Genomic DNA, 15,472 nt, shown 5'->3' with positions numbered 1-15,472 from the left:
CGGGACGGCGCCCTCCCCCAACGACCTAGATCACCATGAAAGCCAACGACATCAAGAAGGGCAACGTCGTCGAGTACAACAACGGCGTGTACCAGATCCGCGACATCGAGCGCAGCTCGCCGCAGGGTCGCGGCGGCAACGTCCGCTTCCGCTTCATCATGTACAGCGTGCCGGGCGGCAACAAGCTCGATGCCAGCTTCGATGCCGACGACAACCTGGTCGAGGTCGAACTGCTGCGCCGCCAGTCCACCTATTCGTACAAGGACGGCGATGCCTTCGTGTTCCTCGATGACGAGGACTACACCCCCTACACCCTGGACGCGGACGTGATCGGCGATGACGCCGGCTACATCACCGACGGCCTGACCGGCATCTACGTGCAGGTGATCGACGAGCAGCCGGTGGCGATCCAGCTGCCGGCCTCGGTGGTGCTGGAAGTGATCGAGACCCCGCCGGAACTGAAGGGCGGCACCGCGACCAAGCGCCCGAAGCCGGCCAAGCTCAACACCGGCATCGAGATCATGGTGCCGGAGTACATCGTCAACGGTGAACGCGTGCTGGTGAACACCGCCACCGGCGAATTCGCCGGCCGCGCCGACTAAGCACCTTCGCTGATCGGCAGCCTGTCCCTGCCTGCGGCAAGTTCACCGCAGGCAGCGGGCAGCGCATCGGATGCAGCAGCCGTATAGAGCCGAGCCCACGCGCGGCTCCACAGGAGGCTTACGGCTGCTGTGTACCGAAGTTGCCGCAGCCGTGGTACTGGCGGGTGCCGATGGTCAGATTCACCTTGGCCTCGAACGCCTCGCCGCTCATGTCGTCCTGGCAGGTGGTGCGCTGGAAGCTGAGCTTGACGTCGGTGCCATCGGATGCTTTGCCGCTCCATCCGTCAGCACCTCGGGTGGGCTGGGCGACGTCGAAGCGGCGCTCGCCATAATCGACTTCCACCTGCAGGCCAGGCGCGTCGCCATCGACGACCGCCAACCAGCCCGGCTCGTTGCCGGTGGCGCGGAACGCGGCCGTGCCCGCGCTGCCATCGCCTTCGGTGGGTTCGACCGCGTGGCACTCGCGATCGGCCTCGCCCTTCAGGCTCAACAGGCCGTCATCGCTGCCCTTGGTCCAGAAGCTGTTGCCCTGGCCATCGCTGTACTTGGCGCCGGATGCCGCGCGCTCGGAGGTCATGGCGAAGGTACGGTCGCCGATCACCACGGTCGCCGCATCCTCGCCATTGAAGGTCGCGCGCACGCCCAGGTCACCGCATTGATAGGCGGTCTCGCTGCCGCCGCCCTTGGCGCCGGGGTCCGGCTGCGGCGTGGCAGGCGGGGTGTCATTGCCGGCGGCGGGTGCCTGAGCCGGCTGGCACGCGGCCAGCACCAAGCCGAGGGAGGCCGCCAACAGACTGGGAACTACACGCATGGCTCGACTCCTTGTCGAAACTACAGAGACGCTCGACCCTACCACCTTGCGGTGAGCAGGGCCTGAAAGCGGCCTGACCGTACTCACGCGGCCAACACCGCCATCGACAACAACCGGGCGCCGCTGTCTCCAGAACTGCAGGTCCAGACCCGCAGCAGGCGCAGTTTCAACTCGCGCTCCCGGCCCTGCCAATGCACCACCCCTTGCACATCGCCGGACAGCAACGCCAGGCGGCCACACAGCAGCGTTTCCACCGCGTGCAGGCGCAGGCTCCGCACCTGCAGGCCACCGGCACGCCACGCTCCCAGCCACGGCAGGTCGCGCATCTGGCCACCGTGGCCATCCATCATGAACAGGGCCGGCGATAGCAGCGTGGCCAGCACATCGTGATCATTCTCCAACAGTGCCGTGCACAGGCGCTGCTCCAGCGCCATCAACTGGGGCTCGTGCAGATCTTCAACGCTGTTGCGTTCCATCCACGGTTCCTTCCGGCATCGGCCGGCGCCTGCGCAGCCGCTGCGCGATCCACTGCCGCGCGCGCTGCACCACTACATAGAAGACCGGCACGAAGAACACCGCCAGCACGGTCGCACTGACCATGCCGCCGAACACACCGGTTCCAATCGCCTGCTGGGTTTCCTTCGACGCGCCCTGCGCCAGCATCAGCGGCACCACGCCCAGCGCGAACGCCAGCGAGGTCATCACGATCGGCCGCAGGCGCAGCCGCGCCGCCTCCAGCGCTGCTTCAACGAGGCCGCGACCCTGCTGCTGCAGCTGGCGCGCGAACTCGACGATGAGGATCGCGTTCTTCGCCGACAGCCCGATCACGGTGATCATGCCGACCTTGAAGAACACGTCGTTGGGCATGCCACGCAACAGCACCGCAGCAACCGCACCGAGCAGGCCCAGTGGCACCACCAGCATCACCGCCAGCGGGATCGACCAGCTCTCGTACAGTGCCGCCAGCACCAGGAACACCACCAGCATCGACAGCAGCAACAACCACGGTGCCTGCTGTCCCGATTCGCGCTCCTGCAGCGACTGGCTGGTCCACTGCAGGGCAAAACCGGACGGCAGCTTCTGCGCCAACCGCTCCATCTCCGCCATGGCCTGGCCGGTCGATACGCCCGAGGCCGGTGCGCCGGACAGATTCAACGCCGGGAAGCCGAGATAGCGCTGCAGCTGCAGCGGCGCCTCGGTCCAGTGCGGGGTGACCAGCTCGGACAGCGCCACCATGCCGCCTTCGCTGTTGCGCACGTACAGCTTCAGCACATCCTCCAGTTCCATCCGGTGGGGTGCATCGGCCTGCAGGATCACCTGCTGCAAGCGGCCCTTGTTGGGGAAATCGTTGACGTACTGCGAGCCCATCGCCGCCGACAGCGTGCTGCTGATGTGCTCGAAGCCCACCCCCATCGCCTCGGCCTTGGCCCGATCGATGTCCAGCCGCACGCTGGTGCCGGCCGGCAGGCCGTCGGCATGCACCTCCGACAGCAGCGGACTGGCCTCGGCCAGCTTCAACAGCTGCTGCAGGGCCGCGCGCAGTTCGGCCTGGCTCTGCCCGGTGCGCGCCTGCAGGGCCAGCGAGAAGCCGGACGATCGGCCCAGGCTGTCGATGGCAGGCGGCATCACGCTCATCACCTCGCCCTCGGCAACCGCAGCCATCGCCTTCTGCGCGGCCTCCACTTCGCCGGCCGCGGTGGCCCCTGCACGCTCACCCCAGTCCTTCAGCATCGTATAGGTCAGCGCTGCGCTCGGGCCGGAACCGGAGAAGCTGTAGCCGAGGATCGCCTGGTTGGAGCCGATGCCCGGCCGCGAGGCCACATGGCGTTCGTAGGCTTCGACCACCGCCAAGGTGCGTTCGGCCGTCGCCTCGGCCGGCAGCTGGATCGAGGTCATGAAATAACCCTGGTCCTCCTCCGGCAGGAACGCGCCCGGCAGCCAGTGCAGGCCCAGCAATAGCGCCACGACCAGCGCCGCGAACACGCCCATCACCCGCCCGCTCCGCTGCAGCACCGATGCAACACCACGCTGGTAACGCCCGGTCATCCGCTCGAAGCCGCGATTGAAGGCACCGAACAACCCGCTGCGGCCATGATGGCCATGGGTGGTCGGGCGCAGCAGCGTCGCGCACAGCGCCGGGGTCAGGCTCAACGCCAGCAGCGCCGAGAACAGGATCGACACCGCCATCGCCACGGTGAACTGGCGGTAGATCGCGCCCACCGAGCCGCTGGCCAGCGCCATCGGGATGAACACCGCGGTCAGCACCAGGGTGATGCCGATCACCGCACCGGTCAGCTCGCGCATCGCCTTGAGGGTGGCCTCGCGCGGGGGCAGGCCCTCCTCGGCCATGATCCGTTCCACGCCTTCGACCACGACGATCGCATCATCGACGATGATGCCGATCGCCAGCACCATGCCGAACATGGTCAGCACGTTGATCGAGAAGCCCAGGGCCAGCATCACCGCGAAGGTCCCCAGCAGCGCGATCGGTGCCACCAGCGCTGGAATCAGCGTGTAGCGCCAGTTCTGCAGGAACAGGTACATCACCGCGAACACCAGCAGCATCGCCTCCAGCAGGGTCTGCACCACCTTCTGGATCGAGATCTTCACGAAGGGTGCGGTATCGAACGGAATGCTCGACTCCACCCCGCGCGGCAGCAGCGGTGCCAGCTCGGCCATCCGCTCGCGCACCGCCGCGGCCGTGCGCACCGCGTTCGCACCCGGGCGCAGCTGCACGCCGGCGGCGGTGGCCGGGTGACCGTCCTCGCGGGTACCCCAGGCGTAGCTCTGCGCGCCCAGCTCGACGCGGGCGACATCGCCCAGCAGCACCCGCGAGCCGTCGGCCCCGGCGCGCAGCACGATGGCGGCGAACTGCTCCGGCGTGGACAGCTGGCCATCGGCGCTCAACGGCACGGTGATGCGCTGGCCCGGCACACCCGGCGAATCGCCGATGCGCCCGGGTGAGATCTCCAGGTTCTGCTGCTCGATGGCCGTGGCCACGTCAGTGATGGTCAGGCCGTAACCGGTCAACCGGGCCGGGTCCAGCCACACGCGCATCGCCTGTTCGGCGCCGAACAGCTGCACGCGGCCGACGCCATCGATGCGGCGCAGCTCCTCGATGATGTTGCGGGCCATGAAGTCGCCGAGCGCTGCCTCGCTGACGCTGGCATCCGGCGAGCGCAGGCCGACCAGCATGAGGAAGCCGGAATCGGCGGCCTCCACGAACAGGCCGTTCTGGCGCACGCTGCGTGGCAGGCGTGGCTCGATCGCCTTGATCCGGTTCTGCACGTCCACCTGCGCCAGCTCCGGGTCGGTCCCCGGCTTGAAGGTGGCCGTGATCGACGCTTCACCGGAGGTATCCACCGACGATTCGAAGTACAGCAGATGCTTGACGCTGGACAGCTCGCGCTCGATCAGGCCGACCACAGCGTCGTTCAGCGTCTGCGGGCTGGCGCCCGGATAGCTGGCGTAGATGCTGACGCTGGGCGGCGCAACGGCCGGATAGCGCTCCACCGCCAGCCGCGGGATCGCCAGTACGCCGGCCAGGATGATGAAGATCGCCAGCACCCAGGCGAACACCGGGCGATCGATGAAAAAACGTGCCATGTTGGATTTCCCTGGAGGGACCGGCCCGGGAAAGGCTCAGCCCTGGCTGCCGGCCTGCACGGCACCGGCGCTGGCGACTGGCCTGTGCCAGTCGCGTGCATCGACCACCACGCCTTCCTGCAGGCGTTCCTGGCCCTCGACCACCACTTTCTCGCCCGCCTTCAGGCCAGAGCGCACCAGCCATTGGCGGTCGACGCTGCCGTCCACCTCCAGCGTGCGGATCACCGCCTTGCCGTCGCCGCCGATCACCCACGCATAGGCCTGGCCACCGGCGCTGCGCAGGACCGCCTGCTGCGGCACGGTCAGGGCACTGGCCGGCGCGCCGCGTGGCACCCTCGCGCGCACGTACATGCCAGGCAGCAGCTGGCGGCGTGGGTTGTCGACCACGATGCGGAGGATCACGTCTCCCGTTCGCGCATCGACGTTGACGCCGGAAAACAGCAGCGTGCCGCGCTCGGGCAGGGGCTTGCCAGCGGCGCCGATGATCGTCACCGGCAGTTCGCCGGCATCGCCCGCACTGCGCTGCAGCGATTCCAGCTGCGCGGCGGGCTGCCGCACATCGACGTAGACCTGGTCGATCTGCTGCACCACCGCCATGGGCTCGGAATCGGCCACGTCGACCAGTGCGCCTTCGGTCACCAGCGCCTGGTCGATGCGACCGGCAATCGGTGCGCTGACCGTCGCATGGCGCAGGTCGAGCTGGCGACGCGCCAGGATGGCGCGTGCCTCGTTCACGGCGGCACGGGCCTGTTCGTACTCGGCGCTGGCGTCGTCGCGATGCTGCTGGCTGACCGCCTGCGCGGCGGCCAATGCATGCAGGCGCTGCGACTGAACGCGGCTGCGGGCCAGCGCGGCCTCAGTGCGCTGCAGCGCGGCCAATGCCGAATCGACATCGGCACGGAACGCTGCCGGGTCGATCTGGAACAGGGCCTGGCCGGCACTGACTTCCGCGCCCTGTTCGAACAGGCGCCGCTGCACGATGCCGCCCACCTGGGCTCGGATCTGCGCGGTGCGCACCGCCGCCACGCGGCCGGGCAGTTCGTCATCGCGCTGCACCACCTGCGGACCCACGCTCACCACGCTGACACGCGGCGCCGGTTCCGGGGTGGCTTCGGGGGAGGAGCAGGCCGTCATGGCCAAGGCAAGGGCCGCGATCAACGCGACCGGAGTCCTGAAGGTTCTCATTGCTGTGCACAATGCCGCGCAGGCGGCGGATAGGTTCTGAAGCGCGCAGTGTGCGTGGCGATGATGGGGTTTCGATGGAGGAAGTGTGGAGATACGATGGAGGCAAGCACCTTACGGCCCCGCCCTGCATGCATGCCTCACCCGCCCTCGCCGCCCTCGTCCTGATTGTCGAGGATGAGGTCGAGATCGCCGACATCCTTACTGCCTACCTGGAACGCGAAGGCCTGCGCACCCTGCGTGCCGCCGATGGCCACAGCGCACTGGACCTGCATCGCAGCGCCCGCCCCGACCTGGTCCTGCTCGATGTGCAGCTGCCGCGCCTGGATGGCTGGAGCGTACTGACCCAGCTGCGCCAGCGTGGCGAGACGCCGGTGATCATGCTGACCGCATTGGACCAGGACCTGGACAAGCTGACCGCGCTGCGGATGGGCGCCGACGACTACGTGGTCAAGCCGTTCAACCCGGCCGAGGTGGCCGCGCGCGTGCGCGCCGTGCTGCGGCGGACGTTGCGGGCCTCGCGGGTGGATGCACCCACTGCGCTGCGGGTCGGCCCACTGCTGATCGATTCGGCCACCCATGCCGTGCACGTCGAGGGCGAAGGCTACAGCCATGAAGTACTGCTCACCCTCACCGAGTTCAAGCTGCTGCACTGCATGGCGCTGGCGCCCACGCGCATCTTCAGCCGCAGCGAACTGATGCATGAATGCCTGCCGGAAAGCGAAGCGCTGGAGCGCACCGTCGACAGCCATGTCAGCAAGCTGCGCCGCAAGCTCGACGAAGTGGGCATGGTCAACGTGCCGGCCAGCGTGCGCGGCGTCGGCTACCGGCTGATGGCCGACCGCTGATGGCCCGCCTGCGCCGCTCCGGGCTCAGCCGCCACATCATCGTGTCGATGTCGCTGATGGTGATCGGCGTCATCGTAATGATGATCCTGTCGTCGTGGCTGCTGTATGCGGTGCTGGTCGAATTCTTCCCCGGCAGCACCGAAGAGCCCGAAAGCTGGCTGCCGACCGGGCCGGAGCTGGCATGGATGGTCGGCGTGATCCTGACCGGACTGGCGCTGGCCCTCGCTGCTTCATTCCGCCTGGCCCATCGCATCCTGTCGCCGTTGAATTCGGTGGTGGACAGCGTGCGCGCGCTTGCCGGCGGCGACCTCGGCGCACGTGCCAGCGCCGAGGAGAATTCCCCCGGCGAAGTGGCCACCCTGGTCGAGGATTTCAACGCAATGGCGCGCCGCCTGCAGCACATGGAGAGCGAGCGCGCGATGTGGCACGCGGCCATTGCCCATGAGCTGCGCACGCCGGTGACGATCCTGCGTGGTCGCCTGCAGGGGCTGGCCGAGGGTGTGTTCCAGCCGGACGAGTCGCAGTTCCGCAGCCTGCTTGCGCAGGTCGAAGGACTGTCGCGCCTGATCGAGGACCTGCGCGTGCTGAGCCTGTCCGACAATGCACGGCTGGATGTACGCCGCGCACGCACCGACGTGGTGGCCGAGGTGCACTCGGTGATGACGTTGGTCGACCCGCAGTTCCGCGCCGCCGGTTTCGTGCTCGAACTGGAAACCAGCCGTGAGGAGCACAACGCGCACTGTGATCCCACCCGCCTGCGCCAGGCATTGCTGGCATTGCTGGAGAACGCGCGCCGCTATGCCAGCACGGGCAAGGTGCGCATCGCCGTGCATGACACGCCGGGCCACGTGCAGGTGGCAATCGAGGATGAGGGCCCGGGCATCGATCCGGCACTGCACGCGGACATCTTCACGCCGTTCACGCGCGCCGACGGCTCGCGCTCACGCCAGGGCGGTGGCAGCGGGCTGGGCCTGGCGGTGGTCAAGGCGATTGCCGATGCGCACGGTGGCCAAGCCTACTGCACGCCGGGCAGCGCCGGCGGCAGTCGCTTCGTCATCGAACTGCCGCGCCAGTAGCCGGAGCCGCGGCCTGTGCCCGCAGCCGTGCACCGAGCGCGGCCAGGTTCGCGTCGATCGCATCCATTTCTTCGCGTTGCCGCACCGGCAGCTGCTGGCGCAGCCGCGAACGCAAGGCCTGCCATGCCGGTACGGCCTGTGCGCTGGCCGTGGCCACGGCCGTGGACAGCAGTGCCTGCTCGTCGGCCAGCGGCAACCCGTAGCCGCCGTCCTGCAGCAGCGTACCCGGGCGCAGCCATTGCCCGCCCTGCTCCAGCAACGCGCGCAGGCTGCGGGTTGCTGCGCTGTCCGGCGCCGCCAGCAGCTGCCGCTTGAGCACGTCGCGCGCGCGCAGCTCGGCGCGCCGCTGCGCAGCCTGTTCCAGCAGCAGCAGGCCGGCGCTGGCGCGCAGGTCACCCTGCAGCAGCCACGGCGCGCGCTGCCGTGCCGGCAGCTTCAGCCAGCCGTGCACATCACGGGCGGGCAAGGCCAGCTGCGCCGCCGCCACTGCGAACAACTGCTGGTAGTGGTCGCGCGCCGAAGCGAAGTAGTACCCCTGCGCCTGCGCTGCGCTGCGATCGGCCAGCACGCGCTCATCGAGCGCATCCAGCCGTACCAGTCGCCGTTTCAGGCCACGCGGGCTCAGCTGGGCCAGCCCGGCCTCGCCCAGCCGTGGCACACCGGCCTGCAGCAGCTTCGCGGTTTCCACTGCGCAGTTGTTGCTGACGAAGTAATAGCGCCCGTCATAGCTCCAGTGCACCTGGGCGGTCCGCTCCAGAAGGCTGGCGATCTCCTCGCGGTGCAGCCGCAACGGCAGCGACTGCAGCCCGCGCAGTTCAACCTTGGTGTATTCGTCCACCACCTGCTGCAGCGGCAGCACGAACAGGCGCGACGGGTAGCCACCAGTGAGGCCGCGCCAGTTGGATATCTGCACGTCGCCGACGAAGGCGCGGAAGGACAGCACGCGGTGATGCTCCAGGTCCAGGCGGCAGTCCGGTCCCGGCACGCGGCCCGGTTTGCAGATCACCAGCCGCAGCATGCTGTGGCCCCAACGGCTCATCGGCTGCGCACTGCCTTCGGCGAACAGGTAGTCCACGGCGTAGACGCGGGCGGGATCGAGCTGCAGCAGCGATGCCGCGCCCTCTTCCGATCCGGCCTGCAGCAACGGCAACGCTGCGGCACACTGCGGTTGCGGCAGCGATGGCGGCGCTCCGAAGTGGGCCTGGTACCACTGCGCCAGCGCCGGGCGCCGGCAGGCGAACGTGCTGTCGAGCACGAAGTGCTCGGCGTTCACCGCCAGGTATTCGGCGGGGTCCTTCCGTTCATAGGCATCGGGGCTGCGGTCACGGAAATCGTTGTCGCCACGACCGAGGTGCCAGGGCTTGCGCTGCCAACCGGCCAGATCACGCCAGCGCGCACTGCGCGACCAGTTCGCGCCGCCGCGGTCGGCAACGTGGGTCAGCTCATGCACCAGCGCGCTGCGTCGCGCGCGCCGCGCACCCGGCACCGCCTCGTCCAGCAGGTCGCGGCGCAGTGCGATGCGCCCGCCGAAGGCACGGCCATGTACATCGACCGGCAGGTCATCGCTCCAGCGCACCTGGACCTGCGCCGGCAATGCGCGCAGCAGGCCCTCGGGCAGCAATGACTGCACATCGGCGAGCGTCTGCGACGCCACCTGCCGTTGGGCAGGGCTCAACCCTGCCGGGTCCAGCTGCAGGCGATCAGCTGCGTGCGCGACATGGGCGACCAGCAGTAGAGCCACGCCATGCGTGGCGGCGTTCCGTACAGATGTCATGCAGTTGCCGACCAGCGGCCGGCACTACCCGAAGGCCGGATCAACGCGCCAGCAGTGAGCGGGCCAGTTCCAGGTCGCTCTGCTGCTGCGCGGCGGCGCTCTGCTCACGCAGGTGGGCCAGTGCGGCCTGCAGGCGGGCGCCGCGGATCTGGCCGTCGCTGGCGACGAAGGCAGCGGCGTCGTCGCGTGCCGCCAGCACCACCTTGTCGTCGCCCGAGCTGCTGCCCGAGGAACCGGAAGAGGCACCGGTCGCCGAACCGGCCGAGGTGCCGGCGAAGCTGGAAGCAAAGCCGGCCAGCGGCAGGGACAGCAGGGCGAGCAGCAGGATCGGACGGGTCATCGGTTCGAAGCCGGTTGTGAGGATCCGTGGAGCGTAACGGGTGCGTGAAGGATTTGCCCGGTTCAGGCGTCAAACAGCTTGCCGGGATTCAGCCGCGCTTGGGGATCGAACGCGCGTTTGACCGCCTTCATCAGCGCGATCTCGGCCGGACCGCGGGTACTGTCCAAGTAGCCCTTCTTGACCAGGCCGATACCGTGCTCGGCCGAGATGCTGCCATCGAAGCGCGCCAGTACCTGCGCCAGCAGCTTGGTCACCTGCTCGCACTGCGCGACGAAATCGGCGTCGCTGGTGTCGTCGGGCTTGAGCACGTTGATGTGCAGGTTGCCGTCGCCGATATGGCCGAACCAGACCACGTCGAAATGCGGGTAAGCCTGCCCGATCAGTGCCTGGGTCTCGGCCAGGAACGCCGGCATCGCCGAGATCCGCACCGAGACATCATTCTTGTAGGGCTTGTAGCGCGCCAGCGATTCGGTGATGCCTTCGCGCAGGCGCCACAGCTGGGCGGCCTGGGCGTCGCTGGCACTGATCACCCCGTCGCTGACCCAGCCGTTGCCCATGCAGTCCTCGAAGGCCGCCATCGCCGCCGCTTCCTGCGCTTCGTCGTTGGCGGCGAACTCGGTGACTACGTAGTACGGATGCACCTCGTCGAACGGTGCCTGGGCGCCATGCGCCAGCACGTGCTCCAGCGCCCGGTCGGTGAAGAATTCGAAGGCCTGCAGCTGCAGCCGCGCGCGGAACGCGGCGAATACCTGCATCAGCACTTCGAAGCTGGGCAGCGCCAGCAGCATCACGTTGCTGGCCGGCGGCGGATCGGTCAGCTTCACCGTCGCTTCGACGATCACGCCCAGCGTGCCTTCCGAACCGATCAGCAGCTGGCGGAAGTCATAGCCGCTGGAGTTCTTGATCAGGCCCTTGTTGAGCTCCAGCAGTTCGCCGCTGGCGGTAACCACCTTCAGCCCAGCGATCCACTCGCGGGTATTGCCGTAGCGGATCACGCGGATGCCGCCGGCATTGGTGGCGATGTTGCCGCCGATCGTGCACGAGCCGCGCGCGGCGAAATCCACCGGGTAGATCAGGCCGTGGTCCAGCGCGGCGTTGTGCACGGCCTCCAGCGGCATGCCGGCCTGCACCACCAGGGTGCGATCGACCGCGTCGTAGGCCAGCGCCTTGTTCATCCGTTCCAGGCTGAGCACCAGCTCGCCATTGGCCGCCACCGCGCCACCGGAAAGGCCGGTACGGCCACCGGACGGCACCACGGCCACGCCCTCGCCCGCGCTCCAGCGCATCACCGCCTGCACTTCCTCGACCGTGGCCGGCAGTGCGATCGCCAGCGGCGCCGGCGTCCAGCGCCGGGTCCAGTCACGCCCGTAATGCTCCAGGTCGGCCGGGTCGGTCTTCAGCTTCAGGCCGGGACAGGCCTGCTGCAGCGAGGCAATGCGGGAATCGGTCATGACGGTCCAGCGCGGTGCGTGAAGAACGGGCAAGCGTGCCAGCGGCACGCGCCAGCGTCCAGCCCCGCAGCCGTACAGATAGCTACGGATGCAACCAATTGCGCACTGCACCATGGGCGTTGCGATCTGGCATAGTGGTCAGCCCCTGTCCCACTGGCCGTGTTGCCCCATGTCGCCGAAGAAGACCTCGTTCCCCAAGCAGGATATCCGCGTGCTGTTGCTGGAGGGGGTCAGTCAGACCGCCGTGGAGGTGTTCAGCGCCGCCGGCTACAGCCAGATCGAGGCGCACACCAAGGCACTGCCCGAGGACGAACTGAAGGCGCGCATCGCCGAGGCGCACATCGTCGGCATCCGTTCGCGCACCCAGCTCAGCGCCGAGGTGCTGGCCGAGGCCAAGCGCCTGATCGCGGTGGGCTGCTTCTGCATCGGCACCAACCAGGTCGACCTGGACGCGGCCGAGCTGGCCGGCATCCCGGTGTTCAACGCGCCCTACTCCAACACCCGCAGCGTGGCCGAGCTGGTGATCGCCGAGGCGATCATGCTGACCCGTGGCATTCCGCAGAAGAACGCCGAGTGCCATCGCGGCGGCTGGTCGAAGTCGGCCAGCGGCAGCCATGAGGTGCGTGGCAAGACCCTGGGCATCATCGGCTATGGCCACATCGGCACCCAGGTCGGCGTGCTGGCCGAATCGCTGGGCATGCAGGTGATCTTCCACGACGTGGAAACCAAGCTGGCGCTGGGCAATGCGCGTGCCGCGGCGAGCCTGGACGATCTGCTGGCCCGCGCCGACATCGTCACCCTGCACGTGCCGGAGACCCCGGCCACGCAGTGGATGATCGGCAGCACCGAGCTGGCGAAGATGCGCAAGGGCGCGCACCTGATCAACGCCGCGCGCGGCACCGTGGTCGACATCGATGCGCTGGACGCTGCGCTGGCCAGCGGCCACGTCGGCGGTGCCGCGCTGGACGTGTTTCCGGTCGAACCGAAGGGCAACGGCGATATCTTCGAGTCGCCGCTGACCCGCCACGACAACGTGATCCTGACCCCGCACGTGGGCGGCAGCACGCTGGAAGCGCAGGACAACATCGGCGTGGAAGTGGCGGCCAAGCTGGTGCGCTACAGCGACAACGGCAGCACGCTGTCGGCGGTCAACTTCCCGGAAGTGACCTTGCCCGAGCACGAAGACAGCCTGCGCCTGCTGCACATCCACCAGAACGTGCCGGGCGTGCTGTCCAGGGTCAACGAGATCTTCTCGCGCCACAACGTCAACATCGACGGCCAGTTCCTGCGCACCGACCCGAAGGTGGGCTACGTGGTGATCGACATCACCGCCAGCGAGGCGCAGGCCGCCGCCGTCCGCGACGAGCTGGCCGCGATTCCGGGCACGCTGCGGACGCGCATCCTGTACTAGGTAAAAAGGGGACGGAGGGGATTAAGTCGTTTATGCATTAACGACTTAATCCCCTCCGTCCCTTTTTTCAACGTGCCAGCCAGCGGCGCGCCATGCGCTGCATGGATTCATCCGACGCCGGGTCGGCCGCGACCTCGGTTACCGGCCGCCAGGCCAGGTCCAGCGATTCCTCGCTGAGCACGAATGCCTCGCCACCAAGCGCCCGGATCACGAAACGCACGTCATAGTGCCAGTGCCCCGGCACGTCCTTGCGCTCGGGAATCCAGTGCTTGTCCAGATCGAAAATGGCCGGGTCTTCCAGTACCAGCCCGCTCAGGCCGGACTCCTCCTCGGCCTCCTTCAGCGCCACCCGGGCCAGGTCGCGCTCACCGTCGGCGTGGCCGCCCAGCTGCAGCCAGCGCTGCAGCTTGCGATGGTGGGTCAGCAGCAGGCGCTGGCCGTCGGCGCTGACCAGCCAGCAGCTGGCGGTGAAGTGGCCGGCCAGCCGCTCACGCCGGAACGGATCCTGCGGATCATCCAGCAATGTGCCGAATTCGGCAGCCAGGGCGTCGTGGGCGGGTTCGCGGCGCGCGTAGTCCCGGAGCAGGCCGCGCAGGCGATCGTCAAGCGCGGCAAGGGTTTCGACGGTCTGGCTCATGAATGGGGGCAGTTCGGAAAAATACTGCTCATTATCGCCGTTCATTGTTGCGATTGCGCTTGTGCGTTGGCTTCAGCTTTGGCTAAGGTACAGCGGGCCGTTCGCACGGCCTTCACCATTCAAGGCGGCCGGCAACGTATCGGCCGCCCACCCCATCCGATCACTAGGAAGTACTGCATGCTGAAAGCTCTGTTGAGGGTCAAGCCGGTCGAGCCGGCCGGGCACGTCGATGCCGGCGAACCCATCGAAGGCAGCCTGGACGGCGAAGCCACGTTGAAACGGACCCTCACGGCTAAACACCTCATCCTGCTGGGCGTGGGTGCGGTGATCGGCGCAGGCATCTTCGTGCTGACCGGCCAGGCCGCAGCCAACCACGCGGGCCCGGCGGTGATGCTGTCGTTCGTGCTGGCCGGTTTCGCCTGTGCGCTGGCAGGCCTGTGCTATGCCGAGTTCGCGGCGATGATGCCGGTCTCCGGCAGTGCCTACTCCTATTCCTATGCCACCCTCGGCGAAGGCATGGCCTGGTTCATCGGCTGGTGCCTGGTGCTGGAGTACCTGTTCGCCTCGGCGTCGGTCGCGGTGGGCTGGTCGGCCTACCTGATCAGCTTCATCACCACCACGCTGCACATGCCCTTCCCGGACCTGCTCAGCGCCGCGCCCATCGCCTGGACCGGCAGCGAGTTCGTCTCCTCCGGCAAGCTGTTCAACCTGCCGGCGGTGCTGATCGTGGCGGCGGTATCCGGCCTGCTGTACGTGGGCGTGACCCAGTCGGCATTCGTCAACGCGATCATCGTGGCGATCAAGGTCACCGTCATCTGCCTGTTCATCGGCATCGGCGCGGCCCACATCGACCCGGCCAACTGGCACCCGTTCATTCCGGAAAACACCGGCGTGCCGGGTGAGTTCGGCTGGAGCGGCATCTTCCGCGCCGCCACCATCGTGTTCTTCGCGTACATCGGCTTCGATGCGGTCTCCACCGCTGCCGGTGAAACCAAGGACCCGCAACGCAACATGCCGATCGGCCTGCTCGGCTCGCTGGCCGTGTGCACCATCGTCTACATCATCGTCTGTGCGGTGCTGACCGGCATGATGCCGTACCACCTGCTGGGCACCGACAAGCCGGTGGCGACCGCGCTGGAGCCCTACCCGACCCTGTCCTGGCTGAAGACGTTCGTGGAAGTCGGCGCCATCGCCGGCCTGTCCTCGGTGGTGCTGGTGATGATGATGGGCCAGACCCGCATCGCCTACACCATCTCCCGCGACGGCCTGCTGCCGAAGTTCTTCGGCAAGGTCCACGCCCGCTTCCGCACCCCGTACGTCGCCACCATCGTGGTCGGCGTGATCGCTGCCGCGCTGGCCGGCCTGGTGCCGCTGAACGTGCTCGGCGAACTCGTCTCGATGGGCACCCTGCTGGCCTTCGCCACCGTCTGCGTCGGCGTGCTGGTGCTGCGCTATACCAAGCCGGACCTGCACCGCCCGTTCCGCGTGCCGATGGTCTGGATCATCTGCCCGCTCGGCGCGGCCACCTGCCTGTTCCTGTTCTGGCAGGCGTTCGTGGTGCACTGGCACCTGTTCGTTGGCTGGACGCTGCTCGGCCTGCTGATCTACCTGGGCTACGGCATCCGCAACAGCAAGCTCGCCAAGTCGCCCTGATCCGCCTTCGGGCCGGCCTCGCGCCGGCCCGTCCGTTTTCCCGCGCGCCGCCCATGGCGCGCTTCGACAAGACCACCACAC

13 protein-coding genes are annotated in these 15,472 nt (G+C 68.1%); 5 read left to right on the top strand and 8 right to left on the bottom strand.

Annotation, left to right across the window (positions count from 1 at the left end; genetic code table 11):
* The first annotated feature begins 35 nt into the window (after window positions 1–35).
* Window positions 36–602, top strand: a complete 567-nt coding sequence (yeiP, locus tag AC5P9I_RS12760) for an elongation factor P-like protein YeiP (RefSeq protein WP_005409468.1) — start codon at window positions 36–38, stop codon at window positions 600–602.
* 118 nt (window positions 603–720) lie between these two features.
* On the opposite strand, the gene AC5P9I_RS12755 is transcribed toward yeiP, so the two are convergent.
* The 4 genes from AC5P9I_RS12755 to AC5P9I_RS12740 all read right to left on the bottom strand — a co-directional run bounded on the left by AC5P9I_RS12755 (window position 721) and on the right by AC5P9I_RS12740 (window position 6,204).
* Window positions 721–1,413 (bottom strand): COG3650 family protein, encoded by a 693-nt coding sequence (locus AC5P9I_RS12755; RefSeq protein WP_130768132.1) that lies wholly within the window; start codon window positions 1,411–1,413, stop codon window positions 721–723.
* Window positions 1,414–1,496: 83 nt separating this feature from the next.
* Complete coding sequence (locus tag AC5P9I_RS12750) at window positions 1,497–1,889, bottom strand: nuclear transport factor 2 family protein (RefSeq protein WP_130768133.1); 393 nt, start codon at window positions 1,887–1,889, stop codon at window positions 1,497–1,499.
* A complete protein-coding gene (locus tag AC5P9I_RS12745; RefSeq protein WP_130768134.1) occupies window positions 1,870–5,019 on the bottom strand; it encodes a multidrug efflux RND transporter permease subunit in 3,150 nt (1,049 codons plus the stop codon). Before AC5P9I_RS12745 ends, AC5P9I_RS12750 begins: the two co-directional genes overlap by 20 nt.
* Before the next feature lie 36 nt (window positions 5,020–5,055).
* The gene (locus AC5P9I_RS12740; protein WP_130768135.1) at window positions 5,056–6,204 is read right to left on the bottom strand and encodes an efflux RND transporter periplasmic adaptor subunit; all 1,149 of its coding nucleotides are present in this window, start codon (window positions 6,202–6,204) and stop codon (window positions 5,056–5,058) included.
* A gap of 128 nt (window positions 6,205–6,332) precedes the next feature.
* Here AC5P9I_RS12740 and AC5P9I_RS12735 point away from each other — a divergent pair, with 128 nt between their 5' ends.
* Window positions 6,333–7,049, top strand: coding sequence for a response regulator (locus AC5P9I_RS12735; RefSeq protein WP_049468695.1), 717 nt, complete (start codon window positions 6,333–6,335; stop codon window positions 7,047–7,049).
* The gene (locus tag AC5P9I_RS12730) at window positions 7,049–8,125 is read left to right on the top strand and encodes an ATP-binding protein (RefSeq protein ID WP_064238399.1); all 1,077 of its coding nucleotides are present in this window, start codon (window positions 7,049–7,051) and stop codon (window positions 8,123–8,125) included. The genes AC5P9I_RS12735 and AC5P9I_RS12730 overlap by 1 nt, the downstream gene beginning before the upstream one ends.
* On the opposite strand, the gene AC5P9I_RS12725 is transcribed toward AC5P9I_RS12730, so the two are convergent.
* The 3 genes from AC5P9I_RS12725 to AC5P9I_RS12715 form a co-directional block, all read right to left on the bottom strand.
* A complete protein-coding gene (locus tag AC5P9I_RS12725; RefSeq protein ID WP_130768137.1) occupies window positions 8,103–9,899 on the bottom strand; it encodes a DUF7844 domain-containing protein in 1,797 nt (598 codons plus the stop codon). The two genes, AC5P9I_RS12730 and AC5P9I_RS12725, sit on opposite strands and share 23 nt — an antisense overlap.
* Before the next feature lie 40 nt (window positions 9,900–9,939).
* Window positions 9,940–10,239: a DUF2388 domain-containing protein gene (locus AC5P9I_RS12720; RefSeq protein ID WP_049468701.1), complete on the bottom strand. Its 300-nt coding sequence runs from the start codon at window positions 10,237–10,239 to the stop codon at window positions 9,940–9,942.
* Between the two features lie 62 nt (window positions 10,240–10,301).
* A complete protein-coding gene (locus tag AC5P9I_RS12715; RefSeq protein ID WP_074726326.1) occupies window positions 10,302–11,690 on the bottom strand; it encodes an FAD-binding oxidoreductase in 1,389 nt (462 codons plus the stop codon).
* Between the two features lie 169 nt (window positions 11,691–11,859).
* Between AC5P9I_RS12715 and serA the strand changes: the two genes are divergently transcribed.
* A complete protein-coding gene (serA, locus tag AC5P9I_RS12710; RefSeq protein WP_005416356.1) occupies window positions 11,860–13,101 on the top strand; it encodes a phosphoglycerate dehydrogenase in 1,242 nt (413 codons plus the stop codon).
* Between the two features lie 67 nt (window positions 13,102–13,168).
* Here serA and AC5P9I_RS12705 read toward each other — a convergent pair whose 3' ends face one another.
* A complete protein-coding gene (locus AC5P9I_RS12705; RefSeq protein WP_082591251.1) occupies window positions 13,169–13,783 on the bottom strand; it encodes an NUDIX hydrolase in 615 nt (204 codons plus the stop codon).
* 132 nt (window positions 13,784–13,915) lie between these two features.
* On the opposite strand from AC5P9I_RS12705, the gene AC5P9I_RS12700 reads away from it, so the two are divergent.
* Entirely contained in the window at window positions 13,916–15,391 is a 1,476-nt protein-coding gene (locus tag AC5P9I_RS12700; RefSeq protein WP_057495087.1) for an amino acid permease, read from the top strand.
* The last annotated feature ends 81 nt before the right edge of the window (window positions 15,392–15,472 follow it).

This window comes from Stenotrophomonas sp. YJH_SMC_29 (assembly GCF_059371235.1).
Note: the sequence above shows the minus strand (reverse complement) of the source record. Positions and strands in the feature narration are given on the sequence as shown.

Coding starts and splice junctions, on each gene's coding strand:
- yeiP (WP_005409468.1), top strand. CDS start 36: ATGAAAGCCAACGACATCAAGAAGGGCAACGTCGTCGAGTACAACAAC.
- AC5P9I_RS12755 (WP_130768132.1), bottom strand. CDS start 1,413: ATGCGTGTAGTTCCCAGTCTGTTGGCGGCCTCCCTCGGCTTGGTGCTG.
- AC5P9I_RS12750 (WP_130768133.1), bottom strand. CDS start 1,889: ATGGAACGCAACAGCGTTGAAGATCTGCACGAGCCCCAGTTGATGGCG.
- AC5P9I_RS12745 (WP_130768134.1), bottom strand. CDS start 5,019: ATGGCACGTTTTTTCATCGATCGCCCGGTGTTCGCCTGGGTGCTGGCG.
- AC5P9I_RS12740 (WP_130768135.1), bottom strand. CDS start 6,204: ATGAGAACCTTCAGGACTCCGGTCGCGTTGATCGCGGCCCTTGCCTTG.
- AC5P9I_RS12735 (WP_049468695.1), top strand. CDS start 6,333: ATGCATGCCTCACCCGCCCTCGCCGCCCTCGTCCTGATTGTCGAGGAT.
- AC5P9I_RS12730 (WP_064238399.1), top strand. CDS start 7,049: ATGGCCCGCCTGCGCCGCTCCGGGCTCAGCCGCCACATCATCGTGTCG.
- AC5P9I_RS12725 (WP_130768137.1), bottom strand. CDS start 9,899: ATGACATCTGTACGGAACGCCGCCACGCATGGCGTGGCTCTACTGCTG.
- AC5P9I_RS12720 (WP_049468701.1), bottom strand. CDS start 10,239: ATGACCCGTCCGATCCTGCTGCTCGCCCTGCTGTCCCTGCCGCTGGCC.
- AC5P9I_RS12715 (WP_074726326.1), bottom strand. CDS start 11,690: ATGACCGATTCCCGCATTGCCTCGCTGCAGCAGGCCTGTCCCGGCCTG.
- serA (WP_005416356.1), top strand. CDS start 11,860: ATGTCGCCGAAGAAGACCTCGTTCCCCAAGCAGGATATCCGCGTGCTG.
- AC5P9I_RS12705 (WP_082591251.1), bottom strand. CDS start 13,783: ATGAACGGCGATAATGAGCAGTATTTTTCCGAACTGCCCCCATTCATG.
- AC5P9I_RS12700 (WP_057495087.1), top strand. CDS start 13,916: ATGCTGAAAGCTCTGTTGAGGGTCAAGCCGGTCGAGCCGGCCGGGCAC.